This is a genomic window from Acinetobacter sp. SH20PTE14 (assembly GCF_021391555.1).
Taxonomy (GTDB): domain Bacteria; phylum Pseudomonadota; class Gammaproteobacteria; order Pseudomonadales; family Moraxellaceae; genus Acinetobacter; species Acinetobacter amyesii.
Genome location: NZ_CP090067.1, coordinates 3,027,053 through 3,046,549, shown reverse-complemented (window position 1 = coordinate 3,046,549; position 19,497 = coordinate 3,027,053). Strand labels below are relative to the sequence as shown.

General features: G+C 42.3%; 16 protein-coding genes. 3 read left to right on the top strand and 13 right to left on the bottom strand.

All coding sequences use genetic code 11. The annotated features are described in order from the left end of the window. Positions 1 to 8: 8 nt before the first annotated feature. The 5 genes from LXF01_RS14820 to ompR all read right to left on the bottom strand — a co-directional run bounded on the left by LXF01_RS14820 (position 9) and on the right by ompR (position 5,586). Positions 9 to 695 (bottom strand): DsbA family oxidoreductase, encoded by a 687-nt coding sequence (locus LXF01_RS14820; RefSeq protein WP_111885832.1) that lies wholly within the window; start codon positions 693 to 695, stop codon positions 9 to 11. A 149-nt stretch (positions 696 to 844) separates the two neighbouring features. Continuing rightward, positions 845 to 1,264 carry a GNAT family acetyltransferase gene (locus LXF01_RS14815; RefSeq protein ID WP_078189811.1) on the bottom strand — a complete coding sequence of 140 codons (420 nt, stop codon included), beginning with the start codon at positions 1,262 to 1,264 and terminating at the stop codon, positions 845 to 847. A gap of 126 nt (positions 1,265 to 1,390) precedes the next feature. Further along, positions 1,391 to 2,908 carry an acetyl-CoA hydrolase/transferase family protein gene (locus tag LXF01_RS14810; protein WP_233945492.1) on the bottom strand — a complete coding sequence of 506 codons (1,518 nt, stop codon included), beginning with the start codon at positions 2,906 to 2,908 and terminating at the stop codon, positions 1,391 to 1,393. Positions 2,909 to 3,114: 206 nt separating this feature from the next. Beyond that, positions 3,115 to 4,575 carry an ATP-binding protein gene (locus LXF01_RS14805; RefSeq protein ID WP_180024744.1) on the bottom strand — a complete coding sequence of 487 codons (1,461 nt, stop codon included), beginning with the start codon at positions 4,573 to 4,575 and terminating at the stop codon, positions 3,115 to 3,117. Between the two features lie 246 nt (positions 4,576 to 4,821). After that, a complete protein-coding gene (ompR, locus tag LXF01_RS14800) occupies positions 4,822 to 5,586 on the bottom strand; it encodes an osmolarity response regulator transcription factor OmpR (RefSeq protein WP_180059384.1) in 765 nt (254 codons plus the stop codon). A 335-nt stretch (positions 5,587 to 5,921) separates the two neighbouring features. On the opposite strand from ompR, the gene LXF01_RS14795 reads away from it, so the two are divergent. Both LXF01_RS14795 and LXF01_RS14790 read left to right on the top strand, forming a co-directional pair. Further along, entirely contained in the window at positions 5,922 to 8,282 is a 2,361-nt protein-coding gene (locus LXF01_RS14795; protein ID WP_233944642.1) for a Tex family protein, read from the top strand. A 246-nt stretch (positions 8,283 to 8,528) separates the two neighbouring features. Next, positions 8,529 to 10,709: a SulP family inorganic anion transporter gene (locus tag LXF01_RS14790; RefSeq protein ID WP_233945491.1), complete on the top strand. Its 2,181-nt coding sequence runs from the start codon at positions 8,529 to 8,531 to the stop codon at positions 10,707 to 10,709. 69 nt (positions 10,710 to 10,778) lie between these two features. Here the strand turns inward: LXF01_RS14790 and LXF01_RS14785 are convergent, their stop codons facing one another. From LXF01_RS14785 to LXF01_RS14755, 7 genes are all read right to left on the bottom strand, one after another. Beyond that, the gene (locus LXF01_RS14785) at positions 10,779 to 11,093 is read right to left on the bottom strand and encodes a hypothetical protein (protein ID WP_078189807.1); all 315 of its coding nucleotides are present in this window, start codon (positions 11,091 to 11,093) and stop codon (positions 10,779 to 10,781) included. Positions 11,094 to 11,165: 72 nt separating this feature from the next. Next, positions 11,166 to 12,245: a patatin-like phospholipase family protein gene (locus tag LXF01_RS14780; protein ID WP_233944641.1), complete on the bottom strand. Its 1,080-nt coding sequence runs from the start codon at positions 12,243 to 12,245 to the stop codon at positions 11,166 to 11,168. Between the two features lie 106 nt (positions 12,246 to 12,351). Then, a complete protein-coding gene (locus LXF01_RS14775) occupies positions 12,352 to 12,759 on the bottom strand; it encodes a hypothetical protein (protein ID WP_233944640.1) in 408 nt (135 codons plus the stop codon). A gap of 100 nt (positions 12,760 to 12,859) precedes the next feature. Next, on the bottom strand, positions 12,860 to 14,479 hold the full coding sequence (locus LXF01_RS14770; RefSeq protein WP_111885633.1) for an ABC1 kinase family protein: 1,620 nt from the start codon (positions 14,477 to 14,479) through the stop codon (positions 12,860 to 12,862). 18 nt (positions 14,480 to 14,497) lie between these two features. Then, on the bottom strand, positions 14,498 to 15,166 hold the full coding sequence (locus tag LXF01_RS14765; RefSeq protein ID WP_180035009.1) for a ubiquinone biosynthesis accessory factor UbiJ: 669 nt from the start codon (positions 15,164 to 15,166) through the stop codon (positions 14,498 to 14,500). 16 nt (positions 15,167 to 15,182) lie between these two features. Continuing rightward, positions 15,183 to 16,127: a bifunctional demethylmenaquinone methyltransferase/2-methoxy-6-polyprenyl-1,4-benzoquinol methylase UbiE gene (ubiE, locus tag LXF01_RS14760; protein WP_078192823.1), complete on the bottom strand. Its 945-nt coding sequence runs from the start codon at positions 16,125 to 16,127 to the stop codon at positions 15,183 to 15,185. 226 nt (positions 16,128 to 16,353) lie between these two features. Further along, entirely contained in the window at positions 16,354 to 17,067 is a 714-nt protein-coding gene (locus LXF01_RS14755; RefSeq protein WP_233944639.1) for an FFLEELY motif protein, read from the bottom strand. 205 nt (positions 17,068 to 17,272) lie between these two features. Between LXF01_RS14755 and pap the strand changes: the two genes are divergently transcribed. Continuing rightward, positions 17,273 to 18,691 carry a polyphosphate:AMP phosphotransferase gene (gene pap / locus LXF01_RS14750; RefSeq protein WP_233944638.1) on the top strand — a complete coding sequence of 473 codons (1,419 nt, stop codon included), beginning with the start codon at positions 17,273 to 17,275 and terminating at the stop codon, positions 18,689 to 18,691. 141 nt (positions 18,692 to 18,832) lie between these two features. On the opposite strand, the gene LXF01_RS14745 is transcribed toward pap, so the two are convergent. After that, the gene (locus LXF01_RS14745) at positions 18,833 to 19,354 is read right to left on the bottom strand and encodes a hypothetical protein (protein WP_180024754.1); all 522 of its coding nucleotides are present in this window, start codon (positions 19,352 to 19,354) and stop codon (positions 18,833 to 18,835) included. Between the last annotated feature and the right edge of the window lie 143 nt (positions 19,355 to 19,497).

Genomic DNA, 19,497 nt, shown 5'->3' with positions numbered 1-19,497 from the left:
GCGCTGAATTATTTTTCAGGTGTTTCACAGCTTTCATCATTACAGACAGGTGTAGGAGCAAGCTCAGGGAGTTCCGCAGCTTTGTCCATCACTTTTTTAAATACATCTTTCGGTTGAGCGCCTGCTAAAGCAATGCGTTGCTCAAATACAAAGAACGGTACACCCGTAACTTTAAGTTGATCGCGTGCTACTTCTTCATCGTATTTGACGAAATCAGCAAATTCATCTGAGTCTAATAAGTCATCGACTTCAACAGGGTTTAGACCAATACGAGATGCAACGTCTTCTAAGGTTTCACGTTCACCAATGGCCAAGCCTTGCGTCATATAGCTATAGAAGAAAGCTTCTTTGGCTTCACTGCCGAGACCTTTGCTTTGTGCAAGATGAATCAAGCGGTGCGCGTTGAAAGTATTGCCTGAATTGGCTTTTTGCCAGTTAAATTCAATACCTTCAGCTTTTGCCATTTCGGCGATATTGCGCTGCATTTCTTCAACTTCTTCAATACTGCGGCCATATTTTTGAGCTAGACGTTCAGTATTAGAAATTTCTAGACGAGCGGGCGCATCTGCGTCAAGTTGATAGCTATGCCAAAACACTTCAAGCTCTACACCCGATTCTTCGGCAGCAGCTTCAAGGCGTTTTTTCGCAATATAACAAAATGGGCAAACCACGTCTGACCAGATATCTACACGCATGGGAAATCTCTTTTCTATGTTCTGGGAAAATGATGGGGGCAAATCCTAAAATTTAAAGCCAAGCAATGCAATCCATTTTTGTCTCGATGGCGCAATGTCGGTTTTTTTTTGATTTTGTTACAAGGATTGAATGAAGATTTGTCGAACGATTAATCCGTGATTAAACGTTTACCCAAACATATTACTTCAACCTCTTCATAGCCCAATTGTTCATAAAAATTTTGTACATCAATGTTGTCTTGGCGAATCAGTAATTGAAGTTTTGGACAGCCTAGAGCAATTAAGCGTTTTTCTAATTGCTGAATGAGGGCAGTAGCGACGCCATTACGCTGAAAATGTGGATGTACGGCAAGATAATTGACCCAGCCTCGGTGTCCATCATAGCCACCCATCACAGTTGCAATCAGTTGATCATCTTTGACCGCCAACAAGAATAATTGATCACGTTGAGCCAATTTTCGAAATATATCAATTTCAGGGTTATTCCATGGGCGGGTCAGATCACACAGTTCCCAAAGTGCAATCACATCATCTAAATCAGATTCGAGATAGGGGCGGATAATAAACATAATTTTTGTTTTAGCATGTATTTTGACCAATTTAGATTAGTCGAGTTTTGCAGACTTGATAAGTCATATTGAAAAATAAAAGCCATAAAAAAACGCTCCGAAGAGCGTTTTTTTATTTCTCTGCAATTAAGCAGTTTTCACTTCAGGTTGAGCAGCTAACATATGGCCGTTCTCTTCGAAGTTGATGTGCCAAGACAATGCTTCACGTAGAAGGTGAGGTGTTTGACCACCTTTTGCACATGCACGGTCGAAGTAATCGTTCAATGCTGCACGGTAGCTTGGGTGAGCACAGTTGTCGATTACAGCACGAGCACGTTCACGTGGGGCAAGACCACGTAAGTCAGCAAGACCTTGTTCAGTAACCAAGATGTCAACGTCGTGTTCAGCATGGTCAACGTGAGAAGCAAATGGAACAACAGAAGAAATGTCGCCACCTTTTGCAATTGATTTAGTCACGAAGATCGCCAAGTGCGCATTACGTGCGAAGTCACCTGAACCACCAATACCGTTCATCATTTTTGTACCGCAAACGTGAGTCGAGTTCACATTACCGTAAATGTCAAACTCAAGTGCTGTGTTGATACCGATAATACCTAAACGACGTACAAGTTCTGGGTGGTTAGAAATTTCTTGTGGACGTAATACAAGTTTGTCTTTGTATTGTTCAAGGTTATTAAATACTTTTTCGCCATATTTCGCAGAAAGCGTAATAGAGGAACCTGAAGCAAATTTCATTTTGCCTGCGTCGATCAATTCAAATGTACAGTCTTGAAGTACTTCAGAGTACATGATCAAGTCTTCAAAGTTTGAATCTTTAAGACCAGTCAATACTGCGTTTGCAATTGAACCAATACCTGCTTGTAATGGACCTAGGTTTTTCGGTAAACGACCTTCAGCGACTTCTTTTTCAAAGAAAGCGATAAGGTGGTTTGCAATACCTTGAGTTTCATCATCAGGGGCAGTAACTGTAGATGGAGAGTCATGCAATTCGTTGTTAAATACGATACCTACGATTTTTGAAGGATCGATGTTGATTGCATGTGTACCAATACGTTCATCAACATGAGTCAATGGAATAGCTTGACGTGTTGGACGATATGTTGGGATATAAATATCGTGTAAGCCTTCAAATGCTGGGCTTAAGTTGGTGTTGATTTCAACAATCACTTTTTCAGCAAAAATTGCGAAGCTTGCAGAGTTACCTACAGAAGTTGTAGGGATGATGCCACCATCTTCAGTGATCGCAACAGCTTCAATAATTGCTACATCAGGCTTTTTAAGCTGAAGGTTACGCATTTGTTCAACTGTTTCAGACAAATGCTGATCGATGAACATTACATCGCCTTTGTTGATCGCTTTACGTAATGTATTGTCTACTTGGAACGGTAAACGACGAGCAAGAACACCTGCTTCAGTCAATTTTTTGTCCAAATCGTTACCCAAGCTCGCGCCAGTAATTAGGGTGATTTTAAGAGGATTAGCATGAGCCTGTTGAACCAACGCTAAAGGTACAGCTTTCGCTTCACCTGCGCGTGTGAAACCACTCATACCTACCGTCATACCATCCTGAATGAATTCAGCAGCTTTTTCTGCGCTGATAACTTTGTCGTGAAGGGCAGCTAAACGGATGCGATCTAAAGACATCATATACTCTCGTGAAATTCTCAAAACTGATACGGATTGTACCGATCAAAAAAGCCATTTTGCATCCCTGTTAGGCTAAGGTCTAATTTTTTGAAAAAATGTGGGTATAAGATTTTATTATGATTTTTAAGCTACTGAATAATAAAGTTAAAAATAACAATGGTTAAGGATTAAACAAAACTGTTCGTTGCTTTTTTGAACGCTTGTTAAAAGCGTTCAGTTAAACTTTGCTTAATTTTTTCCAATGGGCTGTTGTTTAATATTTCATCATTTTCGAGTTTTTGCAGTGGTAAAGAAATGATCGCTTCGAGTCCACCTTCTGCTCGATTGTGAATTGAAAGTTGACCTTCGTGAATATCCACAATACGTTTTACAATGGCTAAACCGAGTCCACTGCCTTGGATGGTACGTGCATCATTACCACGTACAAAAGGTTGCATCAGGTCTTCAATTTGGTCTTCAGGAATCCCTTCGCCATTATCGGCAACGCGAATTTGAATATGGTCACCTTCATATTCGGTAGACAGTTCAATCGGCTCGGCACCATAGCGTTTTGAGTTATTGATTAAGTTGCCTATTAGTCGTTTTAACGACAGGCTACGTGCTTGAATAATCGGTAAGTCTTGAGGTTCAAAGCGAATATCTAAAGGTTTAAATTGAATCACTAATTCCTGCAATAGCGCATTTAAATCGGTATCTTGCGGAACCTCATCAGAGCCATCTCGCATATACGAAATGAACTGATTCAGAATCGCATCCATATCTTCAACATCGTAAATCAGACCTTCTTTTAGGAAGTCATCATCAGGCATCATTTCTGCGCTGAGTCGAATACGGGTCAGCGGAGTACGCAAATCGTGGGAAATACCGGCCAACATGATGCGACGATCACGTTCAGTTTGTTCCAGCGTGTAGACCATGTGGTTAAAGGCTTGGTTTACTTCACGGATTTCTTGTGGCCCATGGTTGGTTTCTAAATAAGGAGCAGTGCCTTGTTTACTATAGTTGTTTGCCGCATCTTGTAAACGTTTTAGTGGACGGTTGAGCTGACGAACCAAGGTTAAGATAATGATGCCAGCAATCAGCGGAATACCCAATAACCAGCCTAAAATCAGCTCTGCGCTATAGTTGGCATAGGTTTTTAAAGGCTCGCGAACCCAGTTGCCATTCATTTCTGGAGTTTGAATCCAGATGCGTGGGTCAGGTTTAAATTGGAAATACACGGTCGCATTATCAATGCGCATTTCTTTGGCCAGTTTCTTTTCAATTTGATTGGTAAAGAACTCTGCAATGACTTTGTCTTTGACATTGGGGAATTCTTTCGGATCGGTCACATATTCGATCCCGACACGGTTGCGCATCCAGTCGTCGACATCTACTTCGGCATTGTTATGAAAAATCCGTAAATCAGGATTGTTAATGATTTCAAGTTCGACCGCGAGGTAACGAGCATGTTGTTGAATTTCGGGTAAATAGAGTGTGCGCCAAAAGAACCATAAGGACATAAACAGGCTAAAAAACACCACAAATAAGACCAATACGGTGGTCCGCATGGCTGCAGAGCGGGGTTTGATTTTATCGAGGAAGCGTTCCCAAGGTGTCCGTTTTTTTTCGGAGTAGGTAACGTAGTCGGTAAATTCCTGTGGGTCGATGGGTTCGAGTTTCACGCAGAATCCTTTAAGCAAATTTTTTGAAAGGCAGTTTTTATTCTTTGCGATGGAATCTTACTGCTGGAACGTTCTTCGGGAGGAGTTCGTTATGTTACTTTTTAAAAAAGTAACCAAAATTTTTGCCATTCGCTGAACTCGCGCACATTACTTTTATTCATTCAATTTCAAGTGGCTCAGACAGCAGCGAATGGTATTTCCGGACATGAGGTACGGTGACTCGATTCTCAGGTCTTATTTTATGGCTTATTCAGCACCATCTGGAACAAAGACATAACCTACGCCCCAAACGGTTTGAATATAGCGCGCACGTGCTGGGTTTTCTTCAACCAAACGACGCAGGCGAGAAACCTGAACGTCAATTGAACGTTCCATCGCGCCCCATTCACGACCACGAGCAAGATTCATTAACTTGTCGCGTGTCAGTGGTTCACGTGGGTGTTGAACTAATGCTTTGAGTACGGCAAATTCACCCGTTGTTAATGTGACGACTTGACCTTCACGGGTTAATGTACGAGTAGACAGGTCGAGTGACCAAGGACCAAAAGACACCACTTCCATTTGTTGGCTTGGTGCGCCCGGAACTTCACGCACTTGGCGACGTAGGACCGCACGAATACGAGCTAATAGCTCATTCGGGTTAAATGGTTTTGGTAAATAGTCATCTGCACCGGCTTCAAGTCCAGCAATACGGTCTGAATCACTACCACGAGCGGTCAGCATAATGATTGGGGTATCGATGTTAGATTGGCGCAGACGGCGACAAATACTCAAGCCATCTTCAACAGGTAACATAAAGTCGAGCACAATCAGGGAAAAGAGTTCCCGCTGCAACAGACGATCCATCTGAGTCGCATCATGTGCGGTTTTGACCACAAAACCTTTATCTTCTAGGAAGCGTTGTAAGAGGGTGCGTAGACGCACATCATCATCGACAACCAGAATGCGTTCGACTCGGTCGGTTTCGGCTTGTACGGCATCTGTTTTTTCAGCAGGTACAACTAAACTCATGACGTGCTCCTTATTCTTTATTGTCATCGTAAACAAAAAGTCGATTTCACTTGAGTATACGATTCATTTATATAAATTTACTATGCTCTAAAGCAACAAATATTGCAGTTAAAATCAAGACATAGATACCAAATGTATACATGTTGTTCGAATCAGTTTGCTTGTCTGAGTCTCGCTAATTTGCTGTTTCATAGTCAGTTTCGTAAAAAAATGTGTATTTGAGATGAATTGGCATTAAAAACCACGAATAAATTTATAAAAACAATTGTGGATTTTATGGTCTTGGTCTTTATAATCATGGCTTTTAGAACTTATCCTTGCAGGGATCTAATACGATGACTGACTTAGTTCAGCAGTTGGCAAAAGAAATTGCCGTACGTCCAAATCAAATTGAAGCTGCCATCAAGCTCATTGATGAAGGTGCCAGTGTTCCATTTATCGCACGTTACCGTAAAGAAGTGACGCAAGGTCTGGACGATACTCAATTACGTCAGCTCGATACACGTCTGACTTACCTGCGTGATTTATTTGAGCGCCGTGAAAAGGTAATCGAATCTCTAAAAGAACAAAACAAGTTATCTGATGACTTACTTGCTCGCGTGAATGCAGCAGAAACGAAAAATGCTTTAGAAGAGATTTACGCGCCGTACCGTCCAAAACGTACAAGTAAATCATTTAAAGCCAAAGAAGCGGGTTTAGGCCCAATCGCTGAAAAAATCTTTAATGAAGCGATCGATCCTACGGAAGCTTTGGCAGGCTTTAGCCATGAAGATTATGCAGATGTTGAAAGTCAACTTGATGCGATTCAACACATTTTAATTGATGAATGGGCGCAAAATATTCCATTAACCACTGAACTCAAAGCAACATTTGCAAAAACAGCAATGTTAAAAAGTTTAGTGGCAAGTGATGAGAAAAAGGAAGTCGGTAAAAAATTCCGTGATTACTTCGATTTTTCTGAAAGCTTAAATAAAGTGCCGTCACATCGTTTATTGGCGATGCTACGTGGCCGTCAAGAAAATGTCTTAGGCTTAAAAGTCGATGGTGAAGATGATGCACCATTGGCACGTATTGAAACTGAATATAATATAGAAACAGCTCAGCCACAAGCGCGTGCAGATTTCTTAAAACAAACAGCAAAACTGTTCTGGTTGGGCAAAGTACGTCCTGCTATTGAGCATTCATTATTGACTGAAAAACGTTTGGCTGCCGAAGCTGAAGCGATGGATGTATTTGCTGAAAACCTACGTCATTTATTACTTTCTGCACCAGCAGGCGCGCGTACCACTCTGGGTGTTGATCCTGGTATCCGTACGGGTGTGAAATTGGCTGTTGTCAATGCATCAGGTGATGTACTTGCACACAGTACTATTTACCCGTTTGCCCCGAAAGAAGATAAAGCTGGTTCAGTTGCTGAACTTGCGCGCCTTTGCCGCGAATTCAATGTTGAATTAATTGCGATTGGTAATGGTACTGCAAGCCGTGAAACTGAAGCGGTTGTGGCCGAAATGATGGCTGCGAATACGGATTTGAATTTGATTCGTGTGTCTGTCTCTGAAGCGGGTGCATCTGTTTATTCAGCATCTGAATTGGCATCTCAAGAATTGCCAGAGCTAGATGTATCTATTCGCGGTGCAGTGTCGATTGCTCGTCGTTTACAAGATCCATTGGCGGAGCTTGTTAAAATTGATCCGAAATCGATTGGTGTAGGTCAATACCAACATGACGTGAACCAAACCGGTTTAGCAAAAACACTAGAAGCAGTAGTTGAAGACTGCGTGAACTCAGTTGGTGTAGATGTGAACACAGCATCATCTGCAATCTTGGGTTATATCGCGGGTTTGAATAAATCAATTGCACAACAAATTGTGGATTTCCGTAAAGAAAATGGTCGTTTTGACAACCGCCAAAGTTTGAAAAAAGTTCCTCGTTTAGGCGAGCGGACCTTTGAACAAGCAGCAGGCTTCTTGCGTATTCAAGATGGGTCTGAGCCACTTGATGCTTCTGCTGTTCACCCTGAATCTTATGGTTTAGTAGAAAAAATTGTGGCAGCGAAAGCAACCACAGTCAAAGATATTATTGGTAATACTGAAATTATTCGCCAAGTAAACGCCGAAGAATTTGTGAATGACCAATTTGGTCTACCGACAATTCAAGACGTTTTATCTGAACTTGAAAAACCAGGCCGTGACCCACGTCCAGAGTTCCGCACGGCTAAATTCCGTGAAGACATCACAGAAGTGGCGCAGTTGACTGAAGGTTTACAGCTTGAAGGTGTGGTTACGAATGTGACGAACTTCGGTGCATTCGTGGATGTGGGTGTACACCAAGACGGTTTAGTGCATATTTCTGAACTTGCAAATGAATTTGTTGCAGATCCGCACAAAGTCGTGAAACCAGGTCAAATTGTTCAAGTTCGTGTCTTGAATGTCGATGTTGAACGTAACCGTGTCAACTTGTCTATGCGTGCAGAAGGTGCTGCTGCAGCGAAACCACAACGTCAACCACGTCGTGACAATGCGCAGCAAGAACAACGTGGTGAGCGTAAGCCACATGCGAAACGTCCACAGCATGCTCGTCCGCAAGGCGACCGCCCACAAGGTCATAAAAAACCTCAAGCAGCGAAACCACAAGAAAATAAAATTGGTGGTTTAGGTGCGTTGTTATTACAAGCAGGGATTAAAGGTTCGAATTAATCTTTAACTGTTAAAAAACCTCCCAAATGGGAGGTTTTTTTATTTCTTTTAAGGCCTATCAAAGATAAATGAGCTGAATCTTAAACTTCGCAATAAAGTGTAAAAATCACACAAATCACGTATCAAAACACACTATAGAATCGTTCGATTGTCAGACAATATAAGTCACGCCATAAAGTGGTCACAAACTTTAGGCTTTACATACTTACATCTAATTATTTGATATTTATTATAAACGGTAAAATGATGATATCTAAAATTGAACGACATCGATTTCATATTCACGACTTTTTATCTGGAACAGTGGTATTTCTCGTGGCTTTACCACTATGTCTAGGCATTGCATTGGCTTCTGGCGCACCGATTCTCTCTGGCATTATTGCTGGCATTGTCGGTGGTATTTTAGTTGGGGTACTGAGTGGCTCACATATCAGTGTTGCAGGCCCAGCAGCAGGTTTAACAGCAGTCATTTTGGTACAGCTAGAACTACTCGGCGGCAACTATGCCGCCTTTTTATTGTGTATTGTTTTTGCCGGTATTTTACAGATTGGATTTGGCATATTTCGGCTCGGTTTCTTTGCCAACTTTATTCCGAACAATGTCATATTGGGTTTGTTGGCAGCTATCGGGCTGATCTTGATTGGGAGTCAAATACCTTATTTGTTTGGCTTGAACCAATTTTCATGGTCTGTGCTGTGGCAGTCACAGCCGCTCGATTTGCAATGGGATATCGGTGCCGTTCTGATCGGTATAGGTAGCATTGTCTTGATGTTGCTTTGGGAGAGGAGTCCATGCAAAAACTGGGTTCTGCCTTCAGCCTTGGTTGCTGTAGTCCTCGCTGCACTATGTAATGCCATGTTGGTGCTTAGTGGCTCGTCTTTTGCAGTTCATCCATCAAATCTCATCCAACTTCCTAACCTTTGGGATCAGCCACAAAATGTGATGATCTTTCCGGATTGGACCGCTTTAAATAATCCTCTGATTTATACGGGTGCAATTACTTTGGCGGTTGTGGCGTCATTAGAAACTTTATTGAATTTGGAAGCAGCAGATAAATTAGATCCGCATAAGCGTTCGTCACCCCCCAACCGAGAGTTATGGGCGCAAGGTATCGGTAATGTTGTTTCGGGCGCTATAGGCGGGATGCCGCTGACGTCAGTGATTGTTCGTAGTTCGGTCAATGCCAGTGCTGGAGCTAAAAGTAAATGTTCTGCCATCTTTCATGGCGTGTTGCTCCTGTTTGCCGTGCTGTGTTTAGTGCCCTTGATGAATATGATTCCGCTTTCAGCATTAGCTGCAATTTTAATCCTCACAGGTTTTAAACTGACACATCCCAAATTGTTTAAACAGCTGTATTTAAAAGGTTGGAAACAATTTATTCCTTTTATCATTACCTTACTGGCGATTTTATTCACAGACTTATTGGTCGGGATCTTGATTGGTTTAGCCAGTAGTGCGGCCTTTATTTTATACGCCAATTTTAATAAGGGACTGAAGGTGTATAAAGAGCATCATTTACATGGGGTGATTACACGGATTGAATTGCCTTCACAAGTCAGTTTTCTCAACCGTTCGGCATTAATCTCGGCATTGGAACATATCCATCGCGGCGAACAAGTGGTGATTGATGCCACACATGTGAGTGATATGGATGCTGATATTTTCCAACTCATTCAAGAGTACCAACAGGAAAAGGCGGCGCAACGTAAAGTGCAAGTACAGTTGATTGGTTTCAAGGCACATTATGCCGATGCGCAGGAGGCGGCATTAGATATTGATATCAGTACCGCAGCTTTACAGCAACGTTTGACCCCAGAGGCCGTGCTCGCTTTGCTTAAAGCAGGCAATGAGCGGTTTGTACAAAATGAGCGTTTGCAACGAGATATCTATCGTCAACTGCGGGTGACCGCTGAAGAAGGGCAGCATCCGATTGCGGCAGTGTTAGGTTGTATGGATTCTCGTGCGCCGACTGAAATGATCTTTGATGTTGGAATTGGTGATTTATTTAGTTTACGTATAGCGGGGAATGTCGCGGGGCAAAAAGTTTTGGGTTCATTAGAATTTGCCTGCGAAGCCAAAGGCGCCAAAGTGATCGTGGTGCTTGGTCATACGGACTGTGGTGCGGTTAGCAGTGCTTGTCAGTTGCATTTAGCTGGTCAATCGATTCAGAGCCTGACGCGTATGCCACATATTCAATATGTGCTGGGGCCACTCAATGAGTCTGTATCGCGTGTTGCCGAATTGATGCAACCACAAACGCTGAGTCCGGCATTTTTAGAGCAAGTGACGCAAATGAATGTGCATTACAACATCCGCTATATTTTGCAAAATAGTGAAGTGCTACAGCAGTTGGTGCAAGAAGGTAAAGTGGCGATTGTTGGTGCAGTGTATGATGTAAAAACTGGACGGGTTAATTTCTTCGGATAAATAAAATCCGATGACATAAAAAGGATCATCATGAACACATGATGATCCTTTTTATTGAACTAAAATACATTAGCGAATCATCGGTACAATCCAACTGGTAATGATCAGCAAAATACCGAAATGTCCCAATTTACGGGTGACATATACCAATTTTGACGGCTTTTGTTCCAATTGTTTCGCATAGTCTTCGATGCTAATGCCTTGTTTTGCATTACTGGTAAATAAAAACACCGCCAAATCGATACAAATTAAAATGGTACCGACATCTGCTACCACTTCCATTAAATCGTATTGGCCGCTGATCAAGGCGGTTGACACTTGATAAACAAGGAAAAGTGCAAAAGCGATGCAGGCATACTGCAAAACAGTTAAAAATATCCGCATAAATTTATACTAAATAAGCTCAAAATTCTGAAACAGGATTATAGCGTCCCTCGCAAGAGATTACTGTAAAGCTTAGAGTGCTTGCATGACTGCTGGGAAATGTTGCTTTTCAACCAACTCCAAAAACTCATCGCCCATACGCTGACTTTCAGCCACACATTGATTCCACATTTTAATGCGTTGTTGGTTGTCTAAGCCTTTGAGGGTAAAGTCTTTACGATCAGGCAGTCGGCCAAGCGGCAAGCTTGCAAGGTATTCTTGTGAAGGTGACAGCAACAGGGTACGCGCCTGATTTTCAGGATTGGCTTGGCGTTTAAATAATTTATCAAACCAACCTGGGGTGATGCTATCTGTGAAATGTGGATATAGTACGATGCCTTGACTTTGGAAGGGCAGGTCAATGTGATAGTCGATTAGGCCGCCATCGCGGTAACTGCCTTGTGGCGCATCAGGGATATCACGTATCGCGGCCATAACACCAGGAATAGATGCAGATGCCATAAGCCACGGCATGACACTATTTTGAGTCAATGCATGATAATGCGTGGTAAAGCCATCATCTGCCACAGTAAATTGATGACCTGACACAGGCTGACTAATCACACGCTGCATGAAATAACGACTGTGTTTACGTGCAAGCGCTGTTGTGCCCACGATCCCTGCGACAGAGGCTAACAGCGGCAGGGCTTTATCACTTTGGAAAATATGCTGAGCTTTGACTGAAAGCACAGTGAGGTGATAATCCGGGTGATTAACCAGTGCAGCTTCTTGACCTTGAATCAAATCGATCAGCATGCCACGACACACATCGCTGACTTCTTGACGACTCATCTTTTTATGAAAGCTCAGATTGGTATACAGCTCAGAGAGGCGTTTCGTGCCTTCGATAGCTCCCCAAGCAGCAATACTGGCAAAGCGCCAACTGCCAATTGATGAACCAATTAAAGTACGCTTTTGTTGCGCACGTGGCAAAAAGTCAGCAAAAATCGCCTGATCTAAACCTTGAATACCAATGCCTTTCGGGCCACCAGCAGCACCGGGCAGGATATCCACTTGAGCAGCGTTTAAACCTTCTTGTTCAATCAGTTGGCGTGCTAAATGGCCAGCACGGATATTGAGCGCAGGCGGTTTTTTTTGCAAAATTTGAGTCATGGCAGTCGCTTAAAATACAGTCGTAGAATTATTCTAGTGCGTTTTTGCACAGACCCAATGGCTGAAACTTACGACAAATGACTTCTCAGTCATATCAGGGTATCACTCAGGAATGCTGTAATAATTGTTCATTATGCCGATGCAATTGAAACAAACTGAGGCAGACGATTGCCCATGTCGCCATTGGAAAGACCGCCCAAGCAAATAGATTAATGATAAAAACCACGGCCCCAGCTAATAACCAATAATTTAACCCGGCCATCAGTTTTTGCTGTGGCAAACAAAGTAGGAATAAACAGGGAAGTGCATTAAAGAGAATGATCCACCAAAATGCAGCGCTATGTTGCATCCGATACAGGATGGTGTTGGCTGACGGTTGCCAGTTTAGAAACGGCATGTGTATATTTAGTTTAACCAACACATCAAGCAGGGTCGAAAAACTATACAGCGAGGCTGTTGCACATGCTCGGAGTAGATTTCGACCATACAGTACCCCTAAATAACTGTATGACATGGCGTTCAGCCTTATTTAAATTTTTTTTTATAGCTTTAAGCCCTTTATTGTCAAAAGGCTTAAAGGATTTATGGATACATCAAGATCATTTAAATACAGATTATTTAAACACACGCCAAATGGCAAGTAAGCTTGAAAGTGCAATTAATACGATGGAAACATACCATGGCGCAATTATCGCAATGGAGAGAAAGATGGCCATAACACTGCCAAAGACCCAACTACGCTTTTGCTGATGTTCCATTTGCAAGCGCATGCTTTGCAGTTCATTGAGTTGTTTGGCATGCCAAGCTGACTGATTTTTTAAACCATTCAGACTGTCGATCATCAGCGTTGGTAAATCTTGCGCACCTAAAAGTAAGTCTGGAATTTTTTGTCCGAGTTCTTTTAAGTTTTTCTGAGGATTCATTTGCGCTTTAATCCAATCGGTCAGGATTGGTTTTGCCAAACTCCAAATATCCAATTCAGGATAGAGATCAGTTCCTAAACCTTCGACATGGACCAAGGTTTTGAGCAGCAACATCAGTTGTGGCGGAATCTCTAAATGGAAACGACGCGCAATATCCATCACTTGAATCAGAATGCCGGCGAAGTCTAATTCATGCATTGGTTTAGAGACCATTGGGCCAACTGTGCGACGCATTTCACGTGCTAAGGCATCTTGATCTGTACCCGGTGGAATCCAACCCGCTTGATGCACGATTTGAATCAGCTGCATAAAGTCGCTGTTCATAACCGCAAGTAGCATGCGTGCTACGGTCATTTGGTCGTGCTTTGAAAGCTCACCCATAATCGCGCAGTCCAAGGCAATAAAGCGTGGATTGCTAGGATTGATGGTTTCGACGAAGACATTCCCCGGATGCATATCGGCATGGAAGAAGTTGTCGCGGAACACTTGGGTAAAGAAAATGGTGAGCCCTTTTTCGGCTAAATCTTTACGATCCATGCCCAAGCGATCAAAGGTCGCAATATCTGAAATGGGTACACCCGTAATACGTTCTTCGACCATTACATCACGGCTGTCCATGTAGACTTCAGGCACGTACATCATGCTTGAACCGGTGAAGTAATGACGCATACGACGGGTGTTATCCGCTTCTAAAGTCAAATCCAATTCATTGAGAATAATTTGACGGTAGTCCTGAATAATTTCAGATAAATGCAGGGCACGAGCGGCTTCTAGACGTTTTTCAAGGAACTGACCAAGCCACTCTAATATTTCAAAATCTTCCAGAATTTGATTGCGAATATTTGGGCGAGTCACTTTTACCACGACTTCACGGCCATCATGCAGGGCAGCAGTATGCACTTGTGCAATAGATGCTGCGGCTAATGGTTGCTCGTCAAAGCGTGCAAATAAGGTATTCACATCCGCTTTGAGTGATTCCTGAATGCGCATTTTGGCAACGTCATTCGAAAAAGGTTTTACACGGTCTTGTAGTAGTACCAATTGCTGTAAAACTTCAGGTGGAATCAAGTCACGACGGGTAGACAGTAATTGCCCCATTTTAATGGCCAGCGGGCCCATCTCTTCCATGGCTTCTTTGAGCTTGAGCGGATTTTTACGCTCGCGGCTTGACCATGCCGCAGGGTGCATGCGAATGAGAGAAAGAATATGACGGGCTTTTTCCGGTAATTCTTCCGCAGGAAACAACGTGTCGAGTCTATAGTGCGCAGCGATGCGCCAAAGGTCGAGTAAACGTGAAACGTGCGGAATCATATGTGCAATTACCTAGTCTTAAGTGTTGTCTTGTAATGAGTCAATTTGGCTATGCAGTTGCTGAATTTTTGCTTCTGCACGGTCCAGATTTTGATTCAAAATTCGTGTGTCTTGATTCAGGTCATCCATCTGCCAACGTGGGGCAAACAAGCCAGAATCTTCTTTTAACGCGTCTTCAGCAAAGAACAAATGGCTTTGTAAAGTACGTTTGAGATATTTGGGTGCAAGTTGCAACTTACCAATTTCATGCGCAAGGCTTGGACCTATCCAAGGGCTTAAATGCGAAGCTAAATCGGGCTCAGCTTGCTGCATAATGCGTTGGATATCCTGCAATAAATGATAATCACCTTGCAATGGGATATTGCCGACATCTTCAGCCAACAGCAGTTTAAGGAGCTCGACGACCGTTTTGACATGCAGGGTCGCCGTTGCTTCGGTCGTACTTGACTGCTGCTCGAAAGGGCGTTGCTCAAAGATAGATGCGGTTTCAGAGTGTCCTGTTGGCGTCGGTTCTAAGCGAACTTTCTGATTGTCAAAAAACACATCCACCGACAACTGTGGTGAATCGATCACCACACGAAGCATTTTGCCTTGCAATTCATTCAGTTGGATGCGAGTAATAGCATCCAGATCAATGAAATGATGAATTAAGCGTTCAACTGCACCAAGTGCGAGAATCGACCACATAGTTCAGCCTGCAGTATTAAAGTTTGAAACCACGATGTACGGCTACGATACCACCCGTTAAGTTGTGATAATCACAGTTTTGGAAGCCTGCATTTTCCATCATACCTTTAAGAGTACGTTGGTCTGGGTGCATACGAATTGATTCTGCAAGGTATTTATAACTTTCAGAGTCATTTGCTACGATTTTTCCCATAATTGGTAATGCAGTGAATGAGTATAAGTCATACAGTTTTGAGAATGGTTCAAATACCGGTTTAGAGAATTCTAAAATCAGTAAACGACCACCTGGCTTAAGAACGCGGTACATTGCAGCAAGAGCAGCATCTTTGTCAGTCACGTTACGTAGACCAAATGAAATGGTTAATAGGTCAAAACTGTTGTCTGCAAAAGGTTCTAAAGTTTCAGCATTGGCCAAAACGAAATCGACATTGGTACAACCAGCATCAATTAGGCGGTCACGACCGACATTGAGCATCGATTCATTAATGTCTGAAAGCACCACATGACCTGTCGGACCAACTTCACGACTGAACACTTTAGCAAGGTCACCTGTACCGCCTGCAATATCCAGTACGTGCTGACCGCGACGAACACCTGACATGTTAATGGCAAAACGTTTCCATAGACGGTGAATACCAAATGACATTAAATCATTCATGATGTCGTATTTCGCAGCCACTGAGTGGAAAACTTCCGCGACTTTTTGCGCTTTGTCTTCGCTGCTCACGGTCTGATAACCAAAGTGTGTAGTTGGCCCAACATTACCTGTGTTCGCGCCACGTGGCAGATTATATTTGGGTACTGAACCTGTCACAGGTGTGTCGGTCAGACGTTGTTCTAAAGATTGTTGCTGACCTTGCGCTGTCCCTTGTGGTAAAGGTTCAGTTAAGAATGGACTCGCTTTGTCTGTATTTTGTGCCGACTCAGGTGTAGGGACAGGCGTTTGATTCTCGTTAGACATTAGAGTCACTCCTAACTTATAAATAGGGTTAATGTTACTTTGTAAGCATGATGACAGATTCTCTGTTGTTATACAGCAGTCATTTGCATTTGTTGTGAATAATATACAGAAAAAATAAGGGGCTGCTGTAATTGCTTTGCAAAACCCCTATAAAAAATCTGAATTCAGCTTTGAGCGCCCTGTTTGTTTTATATCAAATGTGGGCTGAATGGGGATGATAATTTTGTTAGGCCGCCGGCTGAAACGGGTTAGGGTCTCCAGCATGTACACGGTCAATGATTTGACGTTCTACAGCGGTAAATTCGCGCACAAATTTTTCTGCTGACTTAAGTGGTTTCATTGCGAGAAAGCCATCTTGCATAAAGTCATACATCACTTCGAAGTTATATTTTATTGCTGCACCTTTGCACATCTTAAAGGCGGTATAGACCATAAATGAGCGCATATATTTATCTAGATTACGACCTAAATCGTCCAATAGTTGCAGCTGTAACATACGGTCCTTGCCCTGATCGAGCTTAAGATAAGTCTGGCGCATCATTTCATCGGTTAGGGGCAGATTGGATGGATAATCTTCTAATAATTGCATGGCCACTTGTTCATCAAGCTGTACGGCTAAAATGGCAAGTTGTACGCCCGAAGTACCAGTCTTTATAGCATTGTCTGGAATCAATTTTTCAGCTTTGTGTGCATAGCGCGTGAGACGAGCAATTTGTGCTGCTAATGCATCAAAATCAGGACCGCCATATAAACGATTAATAAAATATTCAGACATCAGCACATTGTGTTTTTCAGCAAATTGTATGGCATGTGTGCGTTGCATACGCTGTTTTTGCCACTGCTGGACATCTTGTAAACGCTGTAAAATTTCTGGCTTTTTGTGGTAGTTCAACTGGTAATACAGTTCAAGTAAATCATCTAATACTGCAAGTTTGGACATTGAGTGTCTCAATTATTTTTTAGATGTTTGAATCTTAGTGGGTGTTGGAGCTTAGGGCTATGACAAAGTGACGAAATTACAGGTCAATCTGAGTCAGTTTGTTGCAGAAACGGTCATATTTTGCATTTCAGCATATACATGAAAGCATTGTTGTGGGGTGAAGGGCATGGTTATACTCAAAACAGAATAAAACCAAGGGTCCGCCATGAGCTTAAAAGAAACAGAATTTCAATTGATGGATGAAGAACAACTCTCGGTTGAGCTGATTGAAGCGCAGTATCAACTGAAAAATACCAGCCGTCAGCCTAATGCCAAAAGCGTGTTGATTTTAGTCAGCGGAATAGAGCTTGCGGGTAAGGGGGAGGCCGTCAAACAGCTCCGTGAATGGGTTGATCCACGTTACTTAAGGGTGAAAGCGGATGCCCCGATCATATTTAATCCAAAACAAACCTTTTGGCAGTCTTATGCACGGTTTATTCCTGCCGAAGGGCAAATCATGGTGATGTTTGGAAACTGGTATAGTGATTTGCTCAGTACCGCCATGCATGTGTCAAAACCTTTGGATGAAACCTTATTTGATGAATATGTCGAGAACATGCGGGCTTATGAACGAGACCTAAAAAATAATCATGTCGATGTGATTAAGGTCTGGTTCGATTTATCTTGGAAATCTTTACAAAAACGTTTGGATGAAATGGACCCGAGTGAAGCGCGTTGGCATAAATTGCATGGTTTAGATTGGCGCAATAAAAAACAATATGACAACTTGCAACGTTTACGTCAGCGTTTTAGTCATGACTGGATCATTATCGACTGTGAAGATGAGCAAGTCCGTGATCAGCAATTTGCACAGTATATTTTACGCACTTTAAAACATTGTCCAACACATGAAACTAAAGCGGTAGGGCGTTGGAAACAAGCCAAAACACCACAGGCTTTATTGGAGCCAAGTACAGCCGTCGCTGATGAAGCCGATTATAAAAAAGAATTAAAAAAATTAAGCCGTAAGGTGGCTGAAGCTTTACGTTTTGATTCACGCAACGTGGTGATCGTGTTTGAAGGGATGGATGCCGCAGGGAAAGGCGGAGCAATTAAACGTATTGTTAAAAAGTTAGACCCACGCGAATATGAAATTCATACCATAGCAGCACCTGAAAAATATGAACTACGCCGTCCTTACTTATGGCGCTTTTGGAATAAAATTATCCCTGAAGAGAAAATCACGATTTTTGATCGCAGTTGGTATGGTCGTGTTTTGGTTGAGCGGATTGAAGGATTTGCTAATACCGTTGAATGGCAGAGGGCATATGATGAAATTAATCGCTTTGAAAAGGACCTATATAACAGTCAAACGGTTGTCATCAAGTTCTGGTTAGCCATAGATAAGGATGAGCAAGCTGCGCGGTTTAAAGCCCGCGAAGAAACCGCGCATAAACGTTTTAAAATTACTCCAGATGACTGGCGGAATCGTGACCGTTGGGATGACTATCTCAAAGCTGCTGCAGATATGTTGCAACGCACTAATACAGAATATGCGCCGTGGCATGTGATTGCGACCAATGATAAGCATAGTGCTCGTTTACAAGTGCTAAAAACGATTTTAGCGCAGTTGAAAGCAGATTGATTTTATGAAAAAAGCCACGCAATTCGTGGCTTTTTTCTTCATTTTCAAAACTCGCTCATTTTCAGATTTACTTCATCTTTAGATCTATGGTTTAAATCACTTTGATTCTTAAATCTTGTTGATGCGCTATACATCGTTTCGTTAACCATTGTTAGGCGTTGGGACAGGTTGGTTCGGAAATTTCTGTTGAATACGCTTCGCCAATTGGTAGCTTTCTTCTACATGGGTTTCAGCGACTTTTTTCATCACAATATAACCCAAACTGGCTGCCACCAATTGTCCACCTAATGGAATAAATTTAGTGACTTGTTTGGTAATATATTTTGCTGCAATGTTATTTAGCGATTTTTTCATCGCGGTTCGTGCAACCACTAAACCAGAAAATTCGACACCACGTTTACGCAGTTCAGTCCAATGAATTTGTTTGGTTTTTGGATCATACACACTAATTTGATCTGGCGCTAAACCAAAACGCGCATTAATTTCTGGAATGAGCTGTGACAAAATTCCGACATCAATCACCACATCCAAAAATGGCACAGGAATAATGGCTGCACCTGCTGAAAAATAAGCACGTTTTTTAACGAGCTCTAAGCATTCAGCGCGAATAATGTCCAGATTTAAGTTAGGGTCGATGGAATCAGGAATGTTATCAATTTTCATAAGCAAATACCCTTAATACTGGATTGGTTTTTTTCTCATAAAGTATCATTAAGATACTTGTTTAAAAGCATTTTTTGCAATCTATTCTCTTGTCAAAGTCGCATAGACAGCCCAAGATGTATAGTAAATAATCATTGTTGTTT